The organism is Actinacidiphila paucisporea, assembly GCF_900142575.1.
GTDB classification, from domain to species: domain Bacteria; phylum Actinomycetota; class Actinomycetes; order Streptomycetales; family Streptomycetaceae; genus Actinacidiphila; species Actinacidiphila paucisporea.
This window is the reverse complement of record NZ_FRBI01000005.1, coordinates 1-22,597: the sequence shown is the minus strand read 5'-3', so window position 1 is coordinate 22,597 and position 22,597 is coordinate 1. Positions and strand designations below refer to the sequence as shown.

Annotated in this window: 15 protein-coding genes; 3 read left to right on the top strand and 12 right to left on the bottom strand. The window is 73.1% G+C overall.

Annotated elements, in window-relative coordinates; genetic code table 11:
* The 3 genes from BUE44_RS09805 to BUE44_RS09795 all read right to left on the bottom strand — a co-directional run bounded on the left by BUE44_RS09805 (window position 1) and on the right by BUE44_RS09795 (window position 4,027).
* Entirely contained in the window at window positions 1-2,025 is a 2,025-nt protein-coding gene (locus BUE44_RS09805; RefSeq protein ID WP_079189629.1) for a S53 family peptidase, read from the bottom strand.
* Between the two features lie 230 nt (window positions 2,026-2,255).
* Window positions 2,256-3,065 (bottom strand): polysaccharide deacetylase family protein, encoded by an 810-nt coding sequence (locus tag BUE44_RS09800; RefSeq protein ID WP_073496274.1) that lies wholly within the window; start codon window positions 3,063-3,065, stop codon window positions 2,256-2,258.
* A gap of 95 nt (window positions 3,066-3,160) precedes the next feature.
* Window positions 3,161-4,027, bottom strand: coding sequence for an oxidoreductase (locus BUE44_RS09795; protein ID WP_073496272.1), 867 nt, complete (start codon window positions 4,025-4,027; stop codon window positions 3,161-3,163).
* Between the two features lie 209 nt (window positions 4,028-4,236).
* Between BUE44_RS09795 and BUE44_RS09790 the strand changes: the two genes are divergently transcribed.
* On the top strand, window positions 4,237-5,643 hold the full coding sequence (locus BUE44_RS09790) for an NAD(P)/FAD-dependent oxidoreductase (protein ID WP_073496270.1): 1,407 nt from the start codon (window positions 4,237-4,239) through the stop codon (window positions 5,641-5,643).
* Here BUE44_RS09790 and BUE44_RS37405 read toward each other — a convergent pair.
* The 4 genes from BUE44_RS37405 to BUE44_RS09770 all read right to left on the bottom strand — a co-directional run bounded on the left by BUE44_RS37405 (window position 5,630) and on the right by BUE44_RS09770 (window position 9,778).
* On the bottom strand, window positions 5,630-6,190 hold the full coding sequence (locus tag BUE44_RS37405) for a GerMN domain-containing protein (protein ID WP_073496268.1): 561 nt from the start codon (window positions 6,188-6,190) through the stop codon (window positions 5,630-5,632). The two genes, BUE44_RS09790 and BUE44_RS37405, sit on opposite strands and share 14 nt — an antisense overlap.
* Window positions 6,187-7,617: a sensor histidine kinase gene (locus BUE44_RS09780; RefSeq protein WP_073496808.1), complete on the bottom strand. Its 1,431-nt coding sequence runs from the start codon at window positions 7,615-7,617 to the stop codon at window positions 6,187-6,189. Before BUE44_RS09780 ends, BUE44_RS37405 begins: the two co-directional genes overlap by 4 nt.
* A 35-nt stretch (window positions 7,618-7,652) precedes the next feature.
* Complete coding sequence (locus tag BUE44_RS09775; RefSeq protein WP_073496266.1) at window positions 7,653-8,372, bottom strand: response regulator transcription factor; 720 nt, start codon at window positions 8,370-8,372, stop codon at window positions 7,653-7,655.
* Window positions 8,373-8,455: 83 nt separating this feature from the next.
* A complete protein-coding gene (locus BUE44_RS09770) occupies window positions 8,456-9,778 on the bottom strand; it encodes a polysaccharide deacetylase family protein (RefSeq protein WP_235001996.1) in 1,323 nt (440 codons plus the stop codon).
* Between the two features lie 698 nt (window positions 9,779-10,476).
* Between BUE44_RS09770 and BUE44_RS09765 the strand changes: the two genes are divergently transcribed.
* Window positions 10,477-12,291 carry a transglycosylase domain-containing protein gene (locus BUE44_RS09765; protein WP_079189628.1) on the top strand — a complete coding sequence of 605 codons (1,815 nt, stop codon included), beginning with the start codon at window positions 10,477-10,479 and terminating at the stop codon, window positions 12,289-12,291.
* A 132-nt stretch (window positions 12,292-12,423) separates the two neighbouring features.
* On the top strand, window positions 12,424-15,018 hold the full coding sequence (locus BUE44_RS09760) for a beta propeller repeat protein (protein ID WP_073496264.1): 2,595 nt from the start codon (window positions 12,424-12,426) through the stop codon (window positions 15,016-15,018).
* 88 nt (window positions 15,019-15,106) lie between these two features.
* Here BUE44_RS09760 and BUE44_RS09755 read toward each other — a convergent pair whose 3' ends face one another.
* The 5 genes from BUE44_RS09755 to BUE44_RS09735 form a co-directional block, all read right to left on the bottom strand.
* Window positions 15,107-15,877 carry a hypothetical protein gene (locus BUE44_RS09755; RefSeq protein ID WP_073496262.1) on the bottom strand — a complete coding sequence of 257 codons (771 nt, stop codon included), beginning with the start codon at window positions 15,875-15,877 and terminating at the stop codon, window positions 15,107-15,109.
* A gap of 18 nt (window positions 15,878-15,895) precedes the next feature.
* Window positions 15,896-20,584 carry a putative T7SS-secreted protein gene (locus tag BUE44_RS09750; protein ID WP_073496260.1) on the bottom strand — a complete coding sequence of 1,563 codons (4,689 nt, stop codon included), beginning with the start codon at window positions 20,582-20,584 and terminating at the stop codon, window positions 15,896-15,898.
* A gap of 53 nt (window positions 20,585-20,637) precedes the next feature.
* Window positions 20,638-21,354: an N-acetylmuramoyl-L-alanine amidase gene (locus BUE44_RS09745; RefSeq protein WP_235001995.1), complete on the bottom strand. Its 717-nt coding sequence runs from the start codon at window positions 21,352-21,354 to the stop codon at window positions 20,638-20,640.
* A 195-nt stretch (window positions 21,355-21,549) separates the two neighbouring features.
* Entirely contained in the window at window positions 21,550-22,194 is a 645-nt protein-coding gene (locus BUE44_RS09740; RefSeq protein ID WP_073496256.1) for a polysaccharide deacetylase family protein, read from the bottom strand.
* Window positions 22,195-22,216: 22 nt separating this feature from the next.
* A partial coding sequence (locus tag BUE44_RS09735; RefSeq protein WP_200804383.1) for a cellulose binding domain-containing protein occupies window positions 22,217-22,597 on the bottom strand: 381 nt, incomplete at its 5' end.

Genomic DNA, 22,597 nt, shown 5'->3' with positions numbered 1-22,597 from the left:
TCAGTGGGAGCGGAGGTAGGACAGGGTCGGGGTGCCCAGGCCCGTCGCGTCGTCGTAGCCGCGGACCGCGTTGAGCGAGGTGTCCTGGCCGAAGGCGACCAGGCGGGCGGTCAGCGCGCCGTTGATCGTGCCGAAGTCCACGATGCTGCTCAGCGGGGTCTTGGCGTGGTGCGCGGCGTTCTGGTCGACCACGTCACGCAGCCGGTCGGGGTGCGCGTACAGCAGAGGGTTGGCGAAGCCGATGGCGTGGTGCCTGGCCTGGAGTGCGTCCGCCTGCACCGCGGCGAATTCCGGCGACGAGACGCTGGTGCCGCCGTAGCCGCCCTCGCTGTAGTCGTCGCCGTCGGAGATGCCGACCAGCACCGAGGTGTAGAGGTCGCCGACCATCGACACGTCGGGCGTGACCCGCATCGCACTGCGGCTGTGCGCGCCCGTCATCAGGGTGTGCGACAGCGAACCGGGCACGGTACGCCGCTGGTACGCCGGCTGCGCGAAGTCCTCGCTGGTGCCGCCGCCACCGCCGAAGTAGAAGGGTGCCGGGACCGCGGGGACCCAACTGGTGCCGTCAGCCGACAGGTTGGAGCGCAGGGTGCCCATGTCGGTCTCGAAGCCGTAGCTGCCGGACTTGTCGCTGATGCCCAGCGCGGTGCCGCCGACCGAGGTCACCCACGGGTCGGAGTCGGGCCAGTTGGCCTGCGCCCGGGTGGTGTCCTTCTGGCAGTTGGCGCCGGTCGCGGCCGCCAGCGGGCTGCTGTCGCCGCAGTCGCCGGCGGAGAAGCCGATGCCGATGCCCTCGGCCGCGGCCTGCTTGAACACCTGCTCGTACGCGGCGATCTCGGACGCGGAGACGTCGAGGTTGTCGCTGGTGTGCATGATCTCGCCCCACGAGTTGGAGACGACATCCGCCAGGTGCCGGTCCACGATCGTGGTGATCGCGGTCAGCAGGTCGTCGTCGTTGCAGGAGTTGGCCCCCACGTAGACGACGTCGGCGTCGGGCGCGAGCCCGTGCGCCATCTCGACGTCGAGCGCCTCCTCCGGAGCCCAGCCCTCGGGGCCGCCGCACGCGTCCTGGTCCTGCCACTTCGCCTGGTCGACGTACTCGGTGTACTGGCCGTTCCTGAAGGCCTTGTCACCGTGGCCGACCGCGTACCGGTCGGCGTCGGCGAGCATCGTGGAGCTGGCGTACGCGTCCACGATCGCGATCGTCGCGCCCTTGCCGGTCAGCCCCGACGCGGTGATGCCGTAGGCCTTGCGCAGCTGCGAGGGGTAGAACGAGCACTGGTCGAACGGCGTCGCGCCCTTGGAGTAGCCCGCAGGGCCCGCGGTGGTGGACTTCTGGCCCCAGTAGTCGGAGCAGGTCGCGGTGGCCGGCAGGGTGCCCGCGTCCTGCCGCGCCGGGCCGGCCGCGGAGCCGCCGGCGGCCGCGCGGGGAGCGGCGTCCACCCGGGTCGAGTCGGGCCTGGCCTTGGCGCCGGCCGTGCTCAGGCCGCTGACGCCGAGGACCGCGGAGGACACCGACGCCGGGACGGTGACGTCGCGGGCCGGCGCGTGCCGCAGCTGCCCGCCCACGCGGTACTGGTGGATGCCGGTGCCGAAGGCCTTGGTGATCGCCGTGTCGGTGCCCTTGACGGTGACCGCGTGCTGGGTGCTGCCCACCACCTTCAGGCCCGCGCCGGTCGCCCACGTGGTGACCGCCCGCACCTGCGCGGGCGTGGCGCCGAACCGCGCCTGGTACTGCGCCGGGCTGAGGAAGTGCCCGTAGGCCGCGTTCGCCGGGTCGGAGACCGCGGTGGCGTACGCCGTGAGGCCCGCGGGGTCCTGGCCGGCCAGGTAGACGGTGCCGGTGATCTCGCTCCCGGCCGGTACGGACCCGGCGTCGCCCGCCGGTGTCGCCCACGCGGGATGGCTGCCGGTGATGGTCTTCGCGGCGGGCGCGGCGTCGCCGGCCGCCTGTGAAGGGGCGGCGACCAGCAGGGCGCCGGACGCCAGGGCGAGCGAGGCCGCCGCCACCACGGCGGCCCGCACGGCACGGGGTTGTTGTATCTCGGTGATGACTGCTCCAACGTGTGGCTCGTAGCGGGACAGGACCGTCCAGTGACCGGAGTTGACGGCCGCCGGGCTGTAGTGTGCACGCCACTCGAAGGAGGAGGGAACCGCGAAAGGTGGTCCTTAGCTGGACCTTTAACCATCGGGCGGTGACATCTCGTGTAATGTCCCGCTACTTGTGACCGCCGCCCGTGACCGCTCGCGGACCGCTACTTGTAGACCTTGCCGGGCTGCGGAGTACCGGGAGCCAGCAGCTGCTTGACGGTGACGAAGGTGTAACCGCGGGCCTGGAGCGTGGAGATGATGGCGGGGACGGCCGCGATCGTGCCGTTGTAGCCCTTGCCGGTCGGGTCGACCAGGTCGTGCAGCAGGATGATGCCGTCGCGCTTGGTGTGGTCCAGTATCCGCTTGGCTATCAGCTGCGAGTCGGTCGTCCGGTAGTCCGCGCCGTCCGCGCTCCAGACGACCTCCGCCATGCCGAGGTCCTTGGCGATCGCGGTGACCGTGCCGCTGGTGCGGCCCTGCGGCGGGCGCAGCAGCGTGGGGCGTACGCCGATCACCTTCTCGACCGCGTCCCGGCCCTCGGTGATCTCCTTGCGGACCTCGTCCTTGCTGATCTTGGTGAGGATCTGGTGCGACCAGGTGAGCGTCTCGACCTCGTCGCCCTGCGCGGCCATCGCCTTCACCATCTCCGGATGCTTCATCACGTGGTTCTTGCCGAGCGTGAAGAAGGTCGCGTGGATGTGGTATTTGTCCAGCAGGCCCAGTATCTGCGGGGTGCGGACGCTCGGGCCCGCGTCGAAGGTCAGGGCCACGCACGTGGCCTTGCGGCAGTCGACCGTGCCACCGCCGGGGCCCGGCGCGAAGGCGGCGGCACCGCTCGCCGCGACCTGGCTCCTGGCCTTCGCCGGGGCCGTCGCGTCGTAGCCGTCGCAGCCGCTCAGGCCGACGGCGACGGCCCCCGTGGTCAGCAGTGCGGCCAGCGTACGGACGCGCCGCGCGGTGATGGTGCTCCGCATGCGGGAGTTCCCCCCTACTTCCGTGGTCGCTCGCCCGTTCGGGCGGACCGCGGGGAACTATACACATGGCGTATAGCGGGACTCCCGCAGGGGTTTCAGACGGCGTCCAGCTCGGCGACCGCGTCCGGCGGCAGCACCAGGCCGGCCGCCGCGATGTTCTCCCGCAGGTGCGCCACCGACGACGTGCCCGGGATCAGCACGGTCGCGGGCGAACGCTGCAACAGCCAGGCCAGCGCCGTCTGCTGGGGCGACGCGCCGATCCGCGCGGCGACCGAGTCCAGGGTCGCCGACTGCAGCGGGGTGAAGCCGCCCAGCGGGAAGAACGCCGCGAAGGCGATGCCCTCGGCCGCGCACCGGTCGAGCAGGGCGTCGTCCGCGCGGTTCGCGATGTTGTAGAGGTTCTGCACGGTCACCACCGGGGCGACCTGCTGCGCCTCGGTCAGCTGCTCCGAGGTGACGTTGCTGAGCCCCAGGTGCCGGATCAGCCCCTGCTCCCGCAGCTCGGCCAGCACGCCGAACTCCTCGGCCAGCGGCGCGCTGGCCGGCCCCTCGATTCCGCCGACCCGCAGGTTGACCGCGTCCAGCGCGTCCAGGCCGAGCCGCTGGAGGTTGTCCTTCACCTGCTGCCGCAGCGACTCCGGGTCCAGCGCCGGCAGCCACGCACCCGCGCTGTCGCGCCGCGCGCCCACCTTGGTCACGAGGTGCAGGCCCTCGGGATACGGGTGCAGCGCCTCCTTGATCAGCTCGTTGACGACCTCAGGACCGTAGAAGTCGCTGGTGTCGATATGCGTCACCCCGAGCTCGACGGCCGTCCGCAGCACCGCGATCGCCTCGCCGCGGTCCTTGGGCGGCCCGAAGACGCCGGGCCCTGCCAGTTGCATGGCCCCGTACCCCATCCGGGTCAGGGTCAGGTCGGGTGCGGCGGTGGGGGTGAACACGCCCCCTGCGATCGCTGCGGTCATGGTGCTGCCTTTCGTGGTGCCTCACGCACGGACTCCTCCACCTTCCCCCGGACGCGGCCCGCCGGGCAGTACCCCGCGGTTCCTGGGAGTGGCAGACCCCCCTTCCGCGGGTCCGGCCGGCCGCCGCTCCGGCGCAAGTGCGGGGCCGGGCTTGCCGCGGCGTTGCGGGGGTGCGAACGTTGGGGCGGGCGAGAGGCGTGGGAGGGCGGATGCGGGGGGAGCGGGGCCGACGGGCGCCCCGGGGGCGGGCGTTGGTGATCGGCGGGAGCCTCACCGGAATGCTCGCGGCCGGCGCGCTGGCCGAGACGATGGAAGTCACCGTCGTCGAACGGCACGATATGCCGCACGGCCCGCTGCCGCGCCAGGGGGTACCGCAGGCGCGGCACGCGCACCTGCTGTGGTCGGGCGGGGCGCGCGCGGTCGAGGCACTGCTGCCCGGCGCGACCGAGCGCCTGCTCAAGGCCGGCGCCCGGCACATCGCCGTACCGAAGGACCTGGTCGTGCTGACCTCCGGCGGCTGGATCACCCGCTTCCCCGAGCAGCAGCACTTCCTGGCGTGCACCCGGGACCTGCTGGACTGGGTGGTGCGGGACCTGGTGGTCAGGAAGCCCCGGGTCCGTACGCTGCCGGGGCATGCCGCGCTGGGGCTTCGCGGCACCTCCACGCGCGTCACCGGCGTCGTGGTGCGGGGTGCCAGGCGCGAGGAGACGCTGGAGGCGGACCTCGTGGTCGACGCGAGCGGCCGCGCCTCGGCCATGCCGCGCTGGCTGGACCGGCTCGGGCTGCCCGCCGTGCGCACGGACGTCGTGGACTCCGGCCTCGGCTACGCCAGCCGGCTCTTCCACGCACCGCCCGGGACGGACGGCTTCCCGGCGGTCAACGTGCAGGCCGACCCGCGGCAGCCCGTACCCGGGCTGAACGGCACGATCCTGCCGGTCGAGGACGGCCGCTGGCTGGTGACGCTGTCCGGCACCCAGGGCGGCCGGCCCACCGGGGAGGCGGCCGGCTTCGAGGCCTTCGCGCGGAGCCTGCGCCACCCGGTGATCGCCGACCTGCTGTCCCGTGCCACCCCGCTGACCGAGGTGACCGTCTCGCACAGCACCGCCAACCGGCGCCGCCGCTACGAGCGGATGCGGGTCTGGCCGGACGGCCTGGTCGTGCTGGGCGACGCGCTGGCCACCTACAACCCGCTCTACGGGCACGGCATGTCGGTCGCCGCCCAGCACGCGCTGCTGCTGCGCGAGCAGGTCGCGCGCGACCCCGGGCCGGGGCTCGCCAGGCGGGTGCAGCGGGCCGCGTCCCGTGCCGCCGACGCGGCCTGGGCGCTGGCCGGCACGCAGGACCTGCGCTACCCGGGCGCCGAGGGCCGCAGCCCCGGCCCGTTCGGCGCCGTCATGAACGGCTACACCGACCGCCTGATGCTCGCCGCCACCCACCGCCGCGGCGCCGCCCGCGCGCTGCTCGACGTGCTGAGCCTGTCAGCAGGGCAGGCCGCGCTGCTGCGCCCCGACGTCCTGGCGAGGGTGCTCTACCCGGTGCACCCGGAGCAGTCGGCGGACCCGCCCTTCACCGAGGAGGAGCGGGCGCTGATGATCTCGCTCTTCACCGGCCGCTGACCGGGCCCCGCGGCTTGCCGGTCGGCACTCCCGGCGTGCCCGGCCACCAGACGGCGTCGCCCACGGCGCACGGGGCGTCGCGATGGGACCCGGCCGCCGGGACGCCGCCGACCGTGACGGTGACCGTCACCGCGCCGGCGCCCGCGAAGGCGCCCCGCACCGTGCAGACGACCTGGTCGACGGCCGCGCCGGCGAGCCTGCCCGCCGCGGTCGAGAGATCCACGGTCACGGCGCCGCCGTGCGTGCGGACGGTCGCGGTGGCGGGCGGCAGGTCCGTGGTCAGGCCGAGCATCTTCTGCTCGAACGGGGCGAGGCCCGCCAGCAGCATTCTGACGGCCATGGCCGCGTCGACCCGCGAGTCCGCCCTGCGGCGCACGGTGGACAGCGCGCCGTGCTGGGCGCTGACGAAGTAGAGGACCACGTCCTGGTGCACCCCCGTGGCCGGCTCGCCCGCCTCGACCACGCCCGTGGTGGGGATGCCGCAGCCCGCGAGCAGCCCGCCGAGCAGCAGCCCGGCCGTCACCGCGGCGGCGCCCCGGGCGCTCATACGTCCCTGCGCAGCGGCAGGGCGACGGTGAAGACGGCGCCGCCCCCGGGGCGGTTGGCGGCGGTGATGGTGCCGCCGTGCAGGTGGACGTTCTCCGCGGTGATGGACAGGCCGAGGCCGCTGCCCTCGGTCCTGGTGCGGGAGGTGTCCGACTTGTAGAAGCGGTCGAAGACGTGCGGCAGTACGTCGTCGGGTATGCCGGGGCCGCTGTCCATGACCTCGATGACGGCCAGCGGGTGGGCGCCCGGCGGCTCGCGTACGGTCATCGCGAGCCGTACCGGCTCCTCGCCGTGCCGCAGCGCGTTGCCCGCCAGGTTGGCCACGATCACGTCGAGCCGCCGCGGGTCGACCCGGCCGCGGGCGGTGTCGGGCGGCGGCAGCAGGGTGCCGATGGTGTCCTGCCAGCCGCGGGAGGCCAGCGAGCGGCGTACCGACTCGGCGAGGTCGACCTCGTCCAGGTGCAGGTCGGCGGCGCCGGCGTCGAAGCGGGAGATCTCCATCAGGTCGTCCACGAGCCGGGCCAGTTTCACGGTCTCCTCGCTGATCAGCCGTACCGCGGTGGCCGTGTCCGGGTCGAGGTGCGCCGCGTCCTCGTCCAGCACGTCGGTGACCGCGGCCATCGCGGCCAGCGGGGTGCGCAGTTCGTGCGACACGTCGGCGGCGAAGCGCCGGGCGCGGGCCTCCATCCGGCGCAGTTCCGCGACGGACTCCTCCAGCGCGGCGGCCGTGTCGTTGAAGGTGTGCGAGAGGCCGGCGAGTTCGTCGGAGCCGTGCACGGCGAGCCGGGTCTCCAGGTGGCCCTCGGCGATCTGCCGGGTTGCGCTGCGCAGGGCGCGTACCGGCCGCAGCACCCCGCGGGCGGCGAGCAGCGCCAGCAGCACCGCCACCACCAGCGCGGGCACGGTGGCCCGCTCGACCGCGGCGACCAGCGCGTCGACGTATCCCTGCTCGCTGTCCTGCGGGACGGTCAGGAAGACCGCGAGGCCCGAGGAGTCCGCCGACCCGTCGTAGAGCGTGCTGCCGAAGCGCACCGGGATGCCGACGACCAGGGCGGGGCCGTGGCCGGTGGCCACCCGCTGGAAGACGGTGGCGGCCCGGGTGCCCACCGAGTCGCGCATCGCCGGGGTCAGCTCGGCGAAGCCGTCGCCGACCTGGGAGGTCGCGCTCAGGTCGCCGTAGGTGGCCATGACCCGCCAGTCGGCGGTGCGCTGGGTGCGGGCCACCTGGGTCGCGAAGCTTTGCAGGTCGGAGCGGGTCGGCGGGAAGGACACGCCGGGTGCCACGCTGTCGACGCCGTCCCTGAACTGGGTGATCACCGTGTCCTGGCCCTGCTGGAGCAGGTCGGTGCGGGCCGCGCGGAAGGTCAGGGCGCCGGTGGTGACGGTGGCGACGACGGCGACCAGGGCGAAGGCCACCACCAGCCGCATCCGCAGCCCGCCGCCCGGCAGCGGCAGGCGCCGCCTCACCGGGACGCCGGCCGCGCCGGGTCGGTGAACCTGCTGAACTGGTAGCCGAAGCCGCGCACCGTGCGGATGAAGCGCGGCTGGCCCGGCGGTTCGCCCAGCTTGGTGCGCAGCCTCTTGACGCAGGCGTCCACCAGCCGCGAGTCGCCGTGGTAGCTGTGCTCCCAGACCGCTTCGAGCAGCTGCTGCCGGCTGAAGACCCGGCCGGGCGCGGCGGACAGGATCAGCAGCAGCCGCAGTTCCGAGGGCGCCAGCGGCACCGGGACGCCCTGCCGGGCCACGGTCAGGCCGGCCCGGTCGATGCTGAGGTCGTCGTGCGTCTCGGGCTGCGGCAGGCCGTCGCCGCCGTCGGAGCCGCCGCCGACCCGGCGCAGCACCGCCCGTATCCGGGCGTCGAGCACCCGGGCCTGCACCGGCTTGACGACGTAGTCGTCGGCGCCCGCCTCCAGGCCGACGACGATGTCGACGTCGTCGCCCCGGGCGGTCGCCATGATGATCGGCACCTGGTTGTCGGCCCGGATGCGCCGGCACACCTCCAGACCGGTCATCCCGGGCAGCATCAGGTCGAGCACGACCACGTCGGGCCGGAAGGACCGCAGCCGGTCCATCCCGTCCTCGCCGGTGGCCACCGCGGCGACGTCGTGGCCCTGCCGGCGCAGCGCCAGCTCGACGCCCTCGCGGACAGCGCGGTCGTCCTCGATGAGCAGCAGTCGTGGCATGACCTCAGTATCCGTACGGTGGGCCGCACCCCGGGAGAACTGTTACGGGACGATCACATAACCCGGCCAGTGGTCACTGAGGGTCACTTGAGGAACGTCGACCAGTCGGGAGACTCGGCCGGGTCCAGGGTGCGCAGCTTCGCCAGGACCGCCGGGTCCTGGACGTCGAGCCAGTCGCTCAGCTCCTTGAACGACACGCACCGCACGCCCTTGCGGTGGCACACGTCCTTGGCGACGTCCTCGACGGCCTGCATGTAGATGCCGCCGTTCCACGTCTCGAAGTGGTTGCCGATGAAGAGTGGCGCCCGGCTGCCGTTGTAGACCCGCTCGAAGCCGTTGAGGTAGCCCTGCCGCGCCTGCCTCTCCCAGGTCGGGTAGTGCGCCGGGTCGCCCTCGGTGACGTCGCCGCCCGACTGGTTGTAGAGGAAGTTGAAGTCCATCGACAGCACCTGGAAGTCGGCCTGCGGGTACGGCATCAGCTGGAGCGGGAAATTCCACACCCCGTCCTTCCTCGCCGGCCACGTCTGGAAGTCACCGGGCGAACTGGCGTCGTAGCGCCACCCGTTCGCCTTCTCGGCCGGCAGCAGGTTCTGCTGGCCCTCCAGGCAGGGGGCGCGGCCGCCGGCGAGTTCCTCGGAGTAGTCGAAGGGCAGCGGCGGGATGTCGGTGAAGCCGGTGTCGGTCTTCCAGTGCTCCACGAAGGAGTAGGCCTGCGCGATCTCGCTCCGCCAGTCCGCGGTGCTCCACTTCCCGCCGCCGCCCGGGTCGGGCGCGCAGAAGTGGCCGTTGAAGTGGGTGCCGATCTCGTCGCCGTCCTCCCAGGCGTGCCGCAGCTCCGACAGGGTCCACCGGATGTGCTCGTCGGTGGGGAAGTCGATGGCGGAGGCGCCGGGGGAGTGCTGCGGCGGTTTGTACAGGCTGCGTTTGCCATTGGGCAGCAGGTAGATGCCGCTGAGGAAGAACGTCATATGGGCGTCGTTCTGCTCGGCGACCTTGCGGAAGCGGGAGAAGAGGTGGTCGTCGTTCTCCAGGGCGCCGTCCCAGGAGAAGACCACGAACTGCGGGGGCTTCTCCCCGGGTTTGAGCTTGTGCGGGGTCGGCTGGTGCGGCTGCGGCCCGGAGTCGGAGGTCGATCCGTCGCCGATCACCCGCACCTTGCCGTCCCATGCGGGGGTGGTCGGCTGCTTCTGCTTTTGCTGCTTCTGCTTCTGCTTCTGCGGTGCCTTGTGCTGCGGAGCCGTGCGCTCCCGGGCGGGCGCGGCGCCGCCGCCCTCGTGCCCGACGGTGACGGCAGCGGCCGTACCGAGCAGGCCGGTGCACAGCACACCGCAGAGCAGGGCGGTCCTGCGACGGTTGCGGCCGTCGCCGATGCGGGGCAGAAGGCGTCGTATCCGGGCAGCACTCATGGGGGCGACCCTGCGATCCGCAGGTGACCGTCCCTGGACCGAAGTGTCACGGAACCGCAACCGCCCCTTCACGCACGGCTGTTACGGAGCTGTCGCCTTCCCATCCCGGTCCCGCCCCATTTCGGCTCCTACGGTGGCCCGGCGGTCGAGCGCCCAGCCCGCGCCGCGACTGTTCAGGAGGTGAGGATGTGCCGGGCCGGCAGGCATGGAAGCGAGCCGCAGCAGTGCGCCGGGCACTGCTGCGTAGGGCACTGCTGCGCAGGGCGGTGCCCACTAGGGGCGCGGGGCGCCGTCCGATCTGCGGCTGCCGCCGCGCGGGCGCGCCCAGCCCTCCACCGGCCGGTGGTCCGGCACGGACCGAACAGCCCCTTTCGGACGGTGGCGACCCGCGCCCCGGTGGCGGCTGGGCGCGCAGTTCCCCGCGCCCCTGGGGTGGTGGCGGTCCGTCGCCACACGGCAGCAGTCGCAGGTCGGATGGTGCCCCGCGCGCCTGGGGTGGTGGCGGTGCGTCGCCGTACGGCGGCAGTCGCAGGTCGGATGGTGCCCCGCGCGCCTGGGGTGGTGGCGGTGCGTCGCCACGTGGGGGCCGTCGACGGTTGGGGGCGTGGGCCGCCGCGCCGTGGCGGGGTCCGGGGCTGCCGGATCTGCGGCGCCCGAGGCGATGGTGGCGGCAGGGGCTGCTGGCCCTGTGCTGGGTGATGCTGCTGCTCGTCGGGCTGGTCGGCTACGGCTACCAGCGCACCCGGATACCGACCGACCTCAACGCCTTCGCCACCCAGCAGGACAACGTCTACTACTGGGCCGACGGCACCGAGATGGCCAGGGTCGGGCCGGTCGACCGGCAGTCGATGCCGCTGGACCGCATCCCGACGGACGTCCAGTGGGCGGTGCTCGCCGCCGAGAACGCGTCGTTCTACTCCGACTCCGGCATCTCCCTCAGGGGCATCGCCCGCGCGGTGACCGACATGGCGACCGGCGGCCAGACGCAGGGCGGCTCCACCATCACGCAGCAGTACGTGAAGAACGTCTACCTCAGCCAGGCCCAGACGCTCTCGCGCAAGGCCACCGAGATCTTCATCGCGGTCAAGCTGGACCGCCGGATGAGCAAGCAGCGGATACTCGACGGCTACCTCAACACGAGCTGGTTCGGGCGCGGCGCCTACGGGGTGCAGCGTGCCGCCAAGGCCTACTACGGCAAGGACGTCTCGCAACTGAACGCAAGCGAGGGCGCCTTCCTCGCCACCCTGCTCAAGGGCGCGGGACTGTACGACCCGGCGCTCAGCGCCGCCAACCACCGCCGTGCGGTGGCGCGCTGGAAATGGGTGCTGGACCGGATGGTGAAGATCGGCCGGCTCTCGCCCGAGGAGAGGGCCTCCTACACCGTCTTCCCCGAGCCGAAGCCGCCGCCGCGGCCGGCGGGGCTCAGCGGCCAGACCGGCTACCTGGTGGACACCGCGAGGGCCTACGTCTCCGCGCACAGCGGCATCTCCGACGCGGAGTTCGACCGCGGCGGCTACCAGGTCTACACGACCTTCGAGCGGCCCCGGGTCGACGCCCTGGCCGCCGCGGTCAGCGGACAGCTCGCCGCGCTGCGCCCGGCGCAGCGCGCCGCCGACCGCGATGTGCGGGTCGGCACCGCCTCGGTGGGCACCGACGGCCGCATCCTCGCCCTCTACGGCGGCCCCGACTACGTCAAGCAGGGCTTCGACGACGCCAACATCGGGATCGTGCCGGTGGGTACGGCCTTCGCCCCGCTGGTCTACGCGGCGGGTCTGCGCGACGGCGTGCTGCTGACCCGTGACGCCCCCCGTACACCGGTCACGCCGGACACGCTCTACGACGGCGACGACAAGGCGGCCGTCCACACCCCCGAGGGCCCCTACTGGAGCCGGGACGGCAAGATCGTGCGGGTGGCCAACGACGGGCACCGCTCCTACGGGCGGATCACCCTGCGGAAGGCGGTGGCGTCCTCGGTGAACGGGCCGATCGTCCAACTCGGCATGGACGTCGGCCTGGACCGGGTGCGGCAGGCGTCGGTCGACGCGGGGCTGCTGCCGGACAGCGGATTCGGCGCGCAGACCCCGGACTTCTCGCTCGGCACCGCCACCCCGAGCCCGATCAGGATGGCCGGCGCCTACGCCACCTTCGCCGCGGGCGGCACCCACACCGCCCCCTACTCCGTCCTGCGCGTCACGCGCGACGGGCAGCGCCTCCCGCTGCGATCCCCCGCCGTCACCCACCCCTTCACCCCCGCGGTCGCCGCCGACGTGACCGCGGCGCTGGCCACCGCGCGCGGCCGGGCCGGCACCGCGGGGACGGCCCCCGACAACACCTCGGCCTGGTATGTGGGTTGCACCCCGAAGGTGTCGACGGCCGTCGCCCTCTTCCGTATCGACCCCAGGTCGCAGCAGGTGGAGCCGCTGACCGGCATTACCGGCAGCCGCCCGCGGGAGAGGACCGGCAGCACCTTCCCGGCGGCCATCTGGACGCGTTACGTCGCCGCCGCGCCCTGACCACCGGGGCAGCAGTGGCAGGTACTTGCCAAAATTTTGGCCAAGACTTCGCGCCATCCGGGCATGCCGGGCGCTCGGCATGATCGGTTGACCTCCGAGCTGTCCCATCCAAGGTCTGTCCCGGGAGGTCCCGTGCACGCTTCCACCCGCAAAAGACGGTGGCTGACGATCTCAGCCGCCACCGCGCTGGCCGCGCTCGTCGCCCTGCCCGCCGGCGCCGCCCCCGGGCGCCCGTCGGCCAAGCCGCACGCCTTCACCGCCGTCACCGCGCAGGACGAGGACGGCGGCGGGGACGGCGACGGCGGCGGCGAGGCCGACGAGATCGCCGAGGGCGCCGACCAGTTCGCCGAGGCGAGGACGTCGCCGGGCACGATCGCCCCCGGTGCCTTCTCCGCGGCCTGGGACCAGCTGAACAAGCTGCCCACCACCGGCGGGAACTGGCAGCACCTGACCGGCCTGCCGTACAACTCCGACGACCCGCGCTACCGCGACTTCGACTCCAACTCCAGCGGCGGCGCAGGCCTGGTGACAGGCCGCGCGGCGGCGCTCGCGGCCGACGACGCCGGTTACGTCTACGAGGGCAGCGCCGGCGGCGGCGTGTGGCGCTCGGCGACCGGCGGCGGTCACTGGAAGCCGATCAGCGACGCGCTGCCGACCCAGGCCACCGGCGCGCTCGCGCTGGACGGCAAGGGCCGGCTGTGGCTGGGGACCGGCGAGGCGACCACCAACGCCGACGCGTATCTCGGCAGCGGCGTGTACGTGCTCACGCACCCGCACGGCGACACCTTCACCGCGCGCGACCGGGTCGGCGGCAGCGAGCTGGATTCGACCACGGTCCACACGCTGCGCTTCGGCGGCAGCACGGTGTGGGCGTCCACCAGCAAGGGCGTGTGGAGCCACTCCACGACGAACCTGCGCGGCCCGTGGAAGCTGGAGTTCGCACCCAACCCGACCTACCTGCCGGGTGGTTCGCAGGCGAGCGACCCGAACGCGCCGTACAAGAACATCGCCAACGACGTGGCGATAGACCCGAAGAACCCGTCCAACGTGCTGCTGGCGGTGGGCTGGCGCAGCGGTGACACCTACAACGGCTTCTACCGCAAGGTGAACGGCAGCTGGACCCGGGTCACCTCGCTCGGCGCGCTGCCGACCGACGCCGGCAACGTCGGCAACGTCACCTTCGCCCGCTCGGCGGACGGCTCGCGCTACTACCTGATCAACCAGTCGCCCACCGCGCTGGCCACCGACCCCGACAGCAACCTCGACGGGATCTACGTCTCCAAGAACGGCGACCCGTTCGGCAACTGGACCAAGACGGCCGACACTGAGAAGCTGGCCGCCGCCGGTTCCGCACTGGACTCGCCCGGCTTCATGCCCGGCGTCCAGGCCTGGTACAACGAATTCCTCCAGGTCGACCCGACCGACGCCGACCACGTCTACGCCGGCCTCGAAGAGGTCTTCGAGACCGGGAACGGCGGCACCGACTGGTCGGCGGTCGGACCGTACTGGAACTTCGGCTTCTCCTGCTGGAGTATCGACCCGGCCAAGCAGACCGGTGACTGCAACCAGACCGTGCACGCCGACCAGCACGCGGTGGCCGCCGGCAGCTACCACGGCAAGCCGTACGTCTACGTCGGCGACGACGGCGGCGTCTACAAGCGGCCGCTGAAGGGCAGCAAGGACGCCGACGGGCACGGCACCGACTGGGTGTCCACCAGCGACGGCACCATCGACACCCTCCAGTACTACTCGGTGGGCATCGGGCGCGACCCGGCGGGTCACGGCCTCGCCGTCAACGGCGGTCTGCAGGACAACGGCCAGTCCATCCTGCGCTCCGGTGACAAGGTGATGGGCTCCAACTTCGGCGGCGACGGCGGCGACACCCTCACCGACCCCGCCAACGGCTGCAACATCGCCCAGGAGTACGTCTACCTCGCGGTCAACGTCACGCAGAACTGCGCCGTCAACAACGGCGCCTGGGTGGACGACCCGACGAAGACCACCAGCTACGCCGTGGCGCCGCCGGACAACGAGACCGGTGAGGCCCGCTTCATCGCCCCGCTGACCGCCGACACCCGCGACAGCGACACCTGGATCGCCGGCGGACGGCACGTGTGGGTGCAGACCCACGGCTACGCCATCCGCAGCGGCGACGAGTGGACAGACGCCTTCGACCTCGGCCAGGGGCACACCGCCACCGCCGTCGCCGCTCAGGGCGGCAAGGTCTACGCGGCCTGGTGCGGCCCCTGCAACAACCAGGGCTTCACCCGCGGCATCGCGGTCGGCAACGCCGACGGCACCGGCTGGCACCAGGTCGACCTGCCGGTCGACGGCACCGTGCCCAACCGCTACCTGTCCGGATTCGCCATCGACCCCGCGAACGCCGACCACGTCTACCTGGCCGTGAACGGCTTCTCGCGGCACTGGACCGAAGGACCGGGCGCCGGTATCGGCCACGTCTTCGAGTCCCGTGACGGCGGCACCACGTGGAAGGACATCTCGGCGAACCTGCCCGACGTGCCCGCCGACTCACTGCTCGCGCTGCCCGGCGGCGGACTGGCCCTCGCCACCGATCTCGGCGTGGTCTACCGGGCACCGCACCGTACCGGTTGGAGCCGGTTCGGCCACCTGCCGGCGGTCGCCGTACTCCAGCTCAAGTCCGGCCCCGACGGGCGGATCTACGCGGCCACGCACGGCCGCGGCCTCTACTCCATCACCCTGAGGTAGGTCAGGGCGCGCGACAGCACCGGCACGCAGGCCGGCCCGGGTCCTCCCCGGGCCGGCCTGCGTGCGTGCGGAGGCAGCCCCGTCCGGGTCAGCAGACGTCTTCGAGCAGCCGCTCGACCGCCTTGCCGAGGACGGACATCCGCGCCGGGTCCGCGGCGGTGTGGGCGCGGACCCGGCGGTCCAGGTCGCGCAGCCGGGCGCAGGACGCCTCGTCGCCGCTGTCCAGGAGGTCGTAGGCCGGGCCCTCGGTCAGGGCCAGGCAGTCGCGCAGCAGCAGGGCCGTGGTGGCGTCGGGCGGGGTGGCGGGGGGCTCCTCCCAGCCGTCGGCCAGGTAGCGGGCCGGGTCGGTCACCATCCAGCCGGTCACCAGGCCGTCGCTGAGCAGCAGGTGCGTGCCGTCCGCGATCCGTACCGCGATCCGCTGCGCGTCGGCCCGGGTCCTGGGATCGGCGCCCAGGCACACCAGGTGGCGGCCCGCCGGGTCGGTCCAGCGGTAGGCGGCCGCGGGCAGCGCGAAGTCCTCGGCCCGGTCGGCCACCAGGCCGCCGGTGGCCACCGGGGCCACCGTCCACTGCTCGCAGAGCAGCGGATCGGGGCTGGGAAGGTCCGGCAGCCGCAGGAAGAGGCTCCGCAGCCGGCGGTCGGCGGCGCGGAAGCGCACGGTGTCGGCCTCCGCCCACAGCCAGGGGGCGCTGCCGAACGTCTCGGCCAACTCCCGCTCCCGGTCCGCCGGTTCCGCGCCGCCGCCGACGGACAGCGAGGCGTCGACGGGCCGCAGCCGGGTGGGCGCGGACAGCGGGGGTCCCGACACCTCGGCGGCAGCGGTGTCCGTCAGCAGTACCTTCACGTTCACGTCCACGGGAGCTTCGCCACCTCGTCAGCGGATCTGGATCGCGGGCGGCATGTAGTTGCCGTTCGTGTCCTTGATTCTGCCGTTGATGATGTCGTCGTGGGTGATCGGATCGCCGGGGTCCTCCGGTCTGCCGCCCAGCGCCTTCGCGCCGCTGTCGCCCTTGATCCCCGAAGGGCCGTATCCGGTGATGACATCGCCGCCGCCGGCGCCGCCGCCCTTGACGACCACGATGTCGTCGCCCTGCCGGAAGATGAGCTTTCCCGCGCCGCCCTGCGACTGGTAGATCGCGTCCGGGTTCTTGAGGATGTCCAGCACGCGCTGGTCGTCGGGGAAGTGCGGGTGGTAGTTCGACGCCTTGCGCATCTTGCCGGCCTGCGCCCGCTCGATCACCTTGTCGGCGACCTTGAGCGCCTTCTCGCAGTCCGCGAGGCCGAGCACGTCCGTCCTCGCGGTGGGGTTGTGGACGTAGGCGTAGTCGTTGTCGGCGGGCAGCAGGCCGAGCGGGTCGGCGGACAGGTAGCGGGCGGTGTGCGGGTCGTAGTAGCGGTGCAGGTTGTAGTGCAGGCCGGTCTCGTCGTCGGCGTACTGCCCGGGGAAGCGCAGCGGGCAGTCGGCGGCGGTCGCGGTGGCCGGCCCGCCGCCCCACAGGGGCGTGCTGATCCGCCAGGCGGTCTCGCCCTGCGCGGTGAGCAGTTCGGTGGGGGTGCCGACGGGGTCGGTGACGACGGCGTAGAAGCGGGTGCCGTTCTCGGTCTGCACCAACGGGCGGTGGGAGTCGGGGGCGTAGTCCCAGGTGGTGGTCCCGCCGCCGGGGGCGGTCCGCTCGGCGAGGCGGGTGCCCTCCCATGTGAAGTCGGTGTGGGCGTGGACGCTGCCGTCAAGGCCCAGTTGCTGCTTGGCGATACGGCGGCCGAGCGGGTCGTAGCGGTAGCGCCAGGCGGTGCCGTCGCCATGGGTTCCGGTGAGGCGGTCCTCGGCGTCCCAGGTGTAGGTCCGTACGCGCTTCTGGCCGTTGAGCAGCCGGCGGGTGGTGCGGGTGAGGCGGCCCTGGGCGTCGTGCTCGTACGTCGTGCGGCCCGCGCGGGTGATGCGGGTGCCGGAGTATTCGCGGGTGCCGGGGGCGTCGGTGCCGGCGTGGTGGTCGGTGCCGGGCTCGTCGGCGCCGGGGGCGCTGTGCCGGGTGAGGTTGCCCGCCGGGTCGTAGGCGTAGGACTCGGTCCAGGTGGCCGCGTCGACGGCGGTGACCCGGCCCTCGGGGTCCAGGGCGAAGCGGCGGCGGGCGCCCGCGGAGTCGCGGATCTCGGTGAGGTAGCCGTCGGGGCGGTAGGTGTAGTCGCGGTGCCGTGGCGCGGGACCGGCGGCGACGCTCTGCCGGACGAGGCGGCCCGCCGGGTCCCACACCTGGTCCAGGTCGAAGGCGTCGGCGATGCGGCGCCCGGTCTCCCGCCCGGCCGCGTCATGGGTGAACTCCAGCGCACCGGCGGCCGTTTCGAGCCCGGCAGGCCGGCCGGCGGCGTCGTACGTCCAGGTCGAGGTGTGGCCGCCGGGAGTGGTGCGGGACGTGCGGCGGCCGACCGGGTCGTAGGTGTAGCGGGTGGTACGGCCGTTGACGGTCTCCCGCAACGGGTGCCCGAGGGCGTCCCGTTCGTACGTCACCTCCGCGTCGGCGTTGGACAGTGCCGCGAGCAGGCCGTCGGCGTCGTAGGCGTAGGTCGTCGACTCCCCCGCCGGCGTGCGCTGTTCGGTGATCCGGCCGAGCGGGTCGCGGGTGTAGGCCAGGGTCTGCCCGGCGCCGTTGGTGCGGACCGCGAGGCGCCCTGCCGCGTCGTGGGCGTAGCCGAGGGTGCGGCCGTTGAAGTCCGTCTCGGACGTCAGGAGTCCCGCCGGGTCGTAGGCGTAGGTCCAGTGCAGGCCGCCCGGGCCGGTGACCCGGGTCAGGTTCAGTTCGCTGTCGTAGCCGAACGAATAGACCCTGCCGTCCGGGTCCGTGCGGGTCGCGGCCAGGTCGAAGTGCGTGTACGCGTAGCGGGTCGTCCGCCCGGCCCGGTCCGTCCTGGCCAGCAGGTTGCCCTCGGGGTCCCAGGTCCAGGTCTCCCGCACCCCGTCCGCGCCCTGCCGCCACAGCGGCCTGCCCTCGACGGTCCAGGCGGCCCGCACGGTGTGGCCGAGCTGGTCGGTGACGGCGGTGACCCGGCCGAAGGCGTCCCGCTCGACGGCGGTGCGGTGGCCGAGCGGGTCGGTCGTGCCGGTGACCAGGCCGGCGGCGTTCGTCACGTAGGCGCGGGTGCTGCCGTCCGGGTCGGTGACCGACAGGATCTGCCCGGCAGGGCCGTAGACCGAGCGCGTGACACCGCCGAGCGGGTCGGTCGCGGTGAGCCGGTTGCCGCGCTCGTCGTAGCCGTACGTCCAGGTGGCGCCGCCGGCTTCGGTGGCCTCCACCGGCAGGCCCAGTGCGTTGTAGGCGACGGTGACGCGGGTGCCGTCCGGCTGGTCGACGGCGGTGACGCGGCCCGCGTCGTCGTAGCCGTAGCGGGTCGTCGCGCCCAGCGGATCGGTGACCGCGACCAGCCGGTGGGCCGCGTCCCACTCCTGGACGGTGGTGTGGCCCAGCGGGTCGGTCTCCCGGATCAGCCGGTAGGCCGCGTCGTGCTGGTAAGTGCGCCGGTTGCCGAGGGAATCGGTGAAGGTCGTGGTCCGCGTGGCGCCGTCGTAGCCGAGGGTGCCAGCCAGGAAGCCGTCGGGGCCTTCGGTCCGCACGCAGCGGCCGAGGGAGTCGTAGCCGTAGCGGTAGGTGCTGTCGTTGCGGTCGGTCCAGGAGGTGATCCGGCCCGCGGTGTCGTACGTGAACCGGTACGGCAGCCCGGAGGAGTTGACGACCTCCGTCAGCCGCCCCGCGGAGTCGTAGCCGAACGAGCGGACCAGGGTGCCGGTCCCGTCCGCGCCGACCAGCCGCAGGCCCGTCACCCGGCGGTCCCGGCTCTCGACGGTGATGCGGTAGCCACCCGAGTGGCTGATCCCGGCCGGGACGCCGGCCGCGTCGTAGGTGATCCGGTAGTTGTTGCCGTTGCGGTCGCTCACCTCGGCCAGCGGCAGCAGCATCGGGCCGCCGCGAGGCCGGGAGGCGGTGGCGACGGCGGCGAAGTGCAGGGTGCGGCCGGTGTCGGTGTCGGTGATCCGCACCGGGCTGCCCGGCACCCCGTCCCACTCCAGCGGCCAGCGCGGCCCCTCCACCGGCAGCACCGGCGAACCCGCCGCCGGCACCGGGTAGACCAGCAGCGCCCCGTCGTCGGCGACGAAGACCGCGCCCTGGCCGTCCAGTTCGAGCCGCTGGTCCAGCGTCGACGCCCACGACGGCCCGAACCAGCGGCCCGTGCGGTACGACGACAGGTGGGTGCGATCGAGCACCAGCGGCAGGGTGCCCGCCAGCGACAGGTCCGTCTGCGACAGCAGCATGTCGCCGGTCGCGATGTCGACCGGGTCGGTGACGCAGTCCTTGGCCGCCTTGCGGATCCCGGACTTCAGCGGGTCCTCGGCCGCCGCCCTGGCCGCCGCGTCCTCGCCCGCCTCCTTGCCGGCGCCCTCGACGCCGGCCTTGGCTCCCGCGCTGCCGCCGTCGGTCGCGAGCGCCATCAGGATGTTGCCGATCAGGCGACCGCCCGCCTCGTCGCCGTCGGAGCCCCATCCGCTGCCGAGCAGCATGCCGGGCAGCCGCTCGGGGTGCGCGGTCATGTCGACCAGGCCGGCGGCGGTGGAGTTGAGGTGGGTCAGGTACTGCGCGGGGTGGGTGAGGTTGTACGGGTCGTACGGGTTCAGGCCGCGGACGAACTTCAGCAGGTCGGTGCCCGACCGGACCAGGCCGCCGGCGAAATGCTCGACCTGGATCGGCGCGGACTTCAGGAAGTCGCCGCCGTCGCTCTTCATCCGGTCGGTGAAGTCCGGCTTCTCCGGCGCCAGCGCGGCAGCCGTCCTGATCTTCGACTCGGCCTCGCCCGCCGCCGTGTCGCGCTGCCTGCGGGCCGAGTCCAGGGTGTCCTTCGCGGTGGCCCGGTCCTTGGCGCCCGGGTCGACGAAGTCCGCGGGTTTCACCGGCGGTTGGCCGTCACCGGACTTCTTGTAGGCGTCCAGGTCGGAGTTGTAGCGGTCGACCTTCGCGTTGTAGGCGTCCGCCGCCGTCTTGCGGGCGGCCTGACCCTGCTTCCACAGCCGCACCGCCTCTTTCGCCTGGCCCAACGCCCAGTCCACGGTGTGCGCGTAGGCCGTCAGCGCGTCGGTGGCGTCCTGGCAGGCCGCCGACGCCTTCGCCCACTTCGCGGGCTGGGGCTTGAACTTCGCCCGGAAGGCCTCGGCTCCGTCGCCGTCCCAGCTGCCCGGGTCGAGGTGGATCAGCCCGCTGTGCCCGGTCTCGAACGCCGTGTGGAACCTGGCCAGATGCTCGGCGGCGGCCCGGATCTTCGCCGAGTCCCCGTGCAGCAGCTCCTTCGGGTCCTCGGTCTGCCCGAGCTGCTGCTCGGCGACCTCGGCCCCCAACTGGTCGGCGACCGCGTCGCCGTGGTCGTCCACCCAGTCCGCCGCGTCGTGCAGACCGACGTGGTCGAGCCCGTCCCCGACGAGGTGCGCCCCGTCGTCGATCAGCTCCCCGGCCTTCTTCTTGGCCTTCCCGAGCAGCTTCTCGCCGCTGTCGCCGATCTTGTCGACCAGATCTCCCAGGCCCATGAGACCACCCCCGTGGCCCCAGAATACGGGGCGGGCCGCCGCGCCCACAGGGTTCAGCCGGCCCACGTCGCCTTCTGCCGCAGGGCCGCGGCGGTCTTCCGTATCCACGGCAGGGCGTCGTAGAGGGCCTGCCCCGGGCAGGTGGTCTCGAAGACGTCGCGGTGCCCGGAGATCACGTTCAGCGTGGCCGCCGTGCCCTTGGGGTAGCGGCTTCCGCCGTTGCTGGACACCAGCCGCACCTTGCCGGTCGCGTCGACCGACGGGTCCAGCTTCCAGGCGGCTATCTCGGCGATGGCCTGGAGCATCGCCCGCGGCACCTTCCGGCCCGCCCCGAAGTTGCCCAGCGCCGCTATGCCGATGGTGTCGGTGTTGAAGCCCTCGGTGTGCGCGCCGCGCACGTCGCGCTGCGCGCTGCCACTGCGGCCCTCGTAGATGCCGCCGCAGCGGTCGACCACGAAGTTGTACCCGAGGTCGTCCCAGCCGAGCGCGATGTGCTGCTGCTGAAGGGCGACCAGCATCGCCGGCACGTCCTTCTTGCAGTCGTAGTCGTTGGGATTGTCCGTGTGGTGCACGAAGACCGCCTTGACCGAGTGGTCGTAGACGAGCCCCTTGCGCACCGCTGCCTCGTCGGCGTGCCACGCCGTACGCCCGATGACCACGGGCCGCAGCATCGACGGGTGCAGGACGGCGCGGGTGTGCCGCTGCCTCTGTACCGGACGGTCTGGGGCCGAGCAGGCCCCCAGAAAGGCCAGCGCCAGAAGCGACGACACCAGCTTTATCCTGAGCGGTCGCATACCTTCCACGCTCGGCCCGTTCCGGGTGCGCCGACAGCCACCAGGGGCCATTCGGGTGAATGGTGGCCATCTGACCTGCGGTTTCGCCGCGCGGGCCGGTGCGGGTCAGTGTGCCGGCCGGTGCCTGGGGCGGTGCGCGGGGCGTGTGCGGCCGGTGGGCCGGCCGGCGGCTCAGGTGCGGCGGGAAGGTCCCGTGAAGCGCCAGCCGCGGGCGGTCAGGCGGGGCAGGAGGGCGGCGACCGCCTCGACGGTCTGGGAGCGGTCGCCGCCGCCGTCGTGCAGCAGGACGACCGCGCCGGGGGTGAGGCGGGACTCGACCCGGCGGACCAGCTCGGGGGTGCCCGGGGGCTCCCAGTCCTCGGCGGCGACGCGCCAGCCGAGCGGGAGCATGCCGAGGCGGCGGGCGACCTCGGGGGTGCACCCCCAGTTGCCGAAGGGGGCGCGGAAGTACGGGATCGGCACGCCGGGGACGGCCGCGCGGATGGCCGCCGTGGTGCTCACCAGGTCGGCCTCGATCCGCTCCGCCGGCCAGTCCGACATGTCGTCGTGGTGCATGCCGTGGTTGCCCAGCCGGTGGCCGCCGGCGACGATCGCGCGGACGACTTCCGGGTGGGCCAGGGCGTGGGCGCCCCAGAGGCAGAAGACCGCCGTGACCCCGTGCTCGCGGAGCACGGACAGCAGGTGCGGAGTGTGGACCGGGTGCGGTCCGTCGTCGAAGGTCAGCGCCAGATACGAGCCGACCTGGCAGGTGGTCTCGACGACGGACCCGGTGGTCCGGCCGAGCCGGCCTGCCGGTCCTTGTGCTGTGGTGGTCACGGCGGTGCTCCTGTCGTGCGGGTCAGCTCGCTTGGCAGCTCAGGGTGAGGGTGGGCGCGGCTCCGCCGTTGACGGTGTAGCCGAAGGTCGTGCTCGCCCCGGCACCGAGCGTGCCGTTGTACGGTGCGTTCTTCGCCGTGGTCAGGCCACCGGAGCTGCCCTGCACGGCATTCCACAGGCTGGTGATCGTGTCACCCGCGGGCTGCGACCACGACGCGGTCCACCCCGAGATCGCCGAACTACCGGTGTTCTTGACCGTGACCTCGGACTGGTAACCACCCGTCCACGCGTTCACCGTCCGATACGTCGCCGAGCACCCCGCACTCGGCGGCGGCGTACCACCGGTCGTACCCGCCGACGTACCCGAACTCGTACCCGCCGACGTACCCGTGCTCGTACCGGT

What these genes read in the sequence shown, in the direction of transcription:
- BUE44_RS09800 (WP_073496274.1), bottom strand. Translation starts at nt 3,065, where the DNA reads ATGCGGAGCACCATCACCGCGCGGCGCGTCCGTACGCTGGCCGCACTG.
- BUE44_RS09795 (WP_073496272.1), bottom strand. Translation starts at nt 4,027, where the DNA reads ATGACCGCAGCGATCGCAGGGGGCGTGTTCACCCCCACCGCCGCACCC.
- BUE44_RS09790 (WP_073496270.1), top strand. Translation starts at nt 4,237, where the DNA reads ATGCGGGGGGAGCGGGGCCGACGGGCGCCCCGGGGGCGGGCGTTGGTG.
- BUE44_RS37405 (WP_073496268.1), bottom strand. Translation starts at nt 6,190, where the DNA reads ATGAGCGCCCGGGGCGCCGCCGCGGTGACGGCCGGGCTGCTGCTCGGC.
- BUE44_RS09780 (WP_073496808.1), bottom strand. Translation starts at nt 7,617, where the DNA reads ATGCGGCTGGTGGTGGCCTTCGCCCTGGTCGCCGTCGTCGCCACCGTC.
- BUE44_RS09775 (WP_073496266.1), bottom strand. Translation starts at nt 8,372, where the DNA reads ATGCCACGACTGCTGCTCATCGAGGACGACCGCGCTGTCCGCGAGGGC.
- BUE44_RS09770 (WP_235001996.1), bottom strand. Translation starts at nt 9,778, where the DNA reads ATGAGTGCTGCCCGGATACGACGCCTTCTGCCCCGCATCGGCGACGGC.
- BUE44_RS09765 (WP_079189628.1), top strand. Translation starts at nt 10,477, where the DNA reads ATGCTGCTGCTCGTCGGGCTGGTCGGCTACGGCTACCAGCGCACCCGG.
- BUE44_RS09750 (WP_073496260.1), bottom strand. Translation starts at nt 20,584, where the DNA reads ATGGGCCTGGGAGATCTGGTCGACAAGATCGGCGACAGCGGCGAGAAG.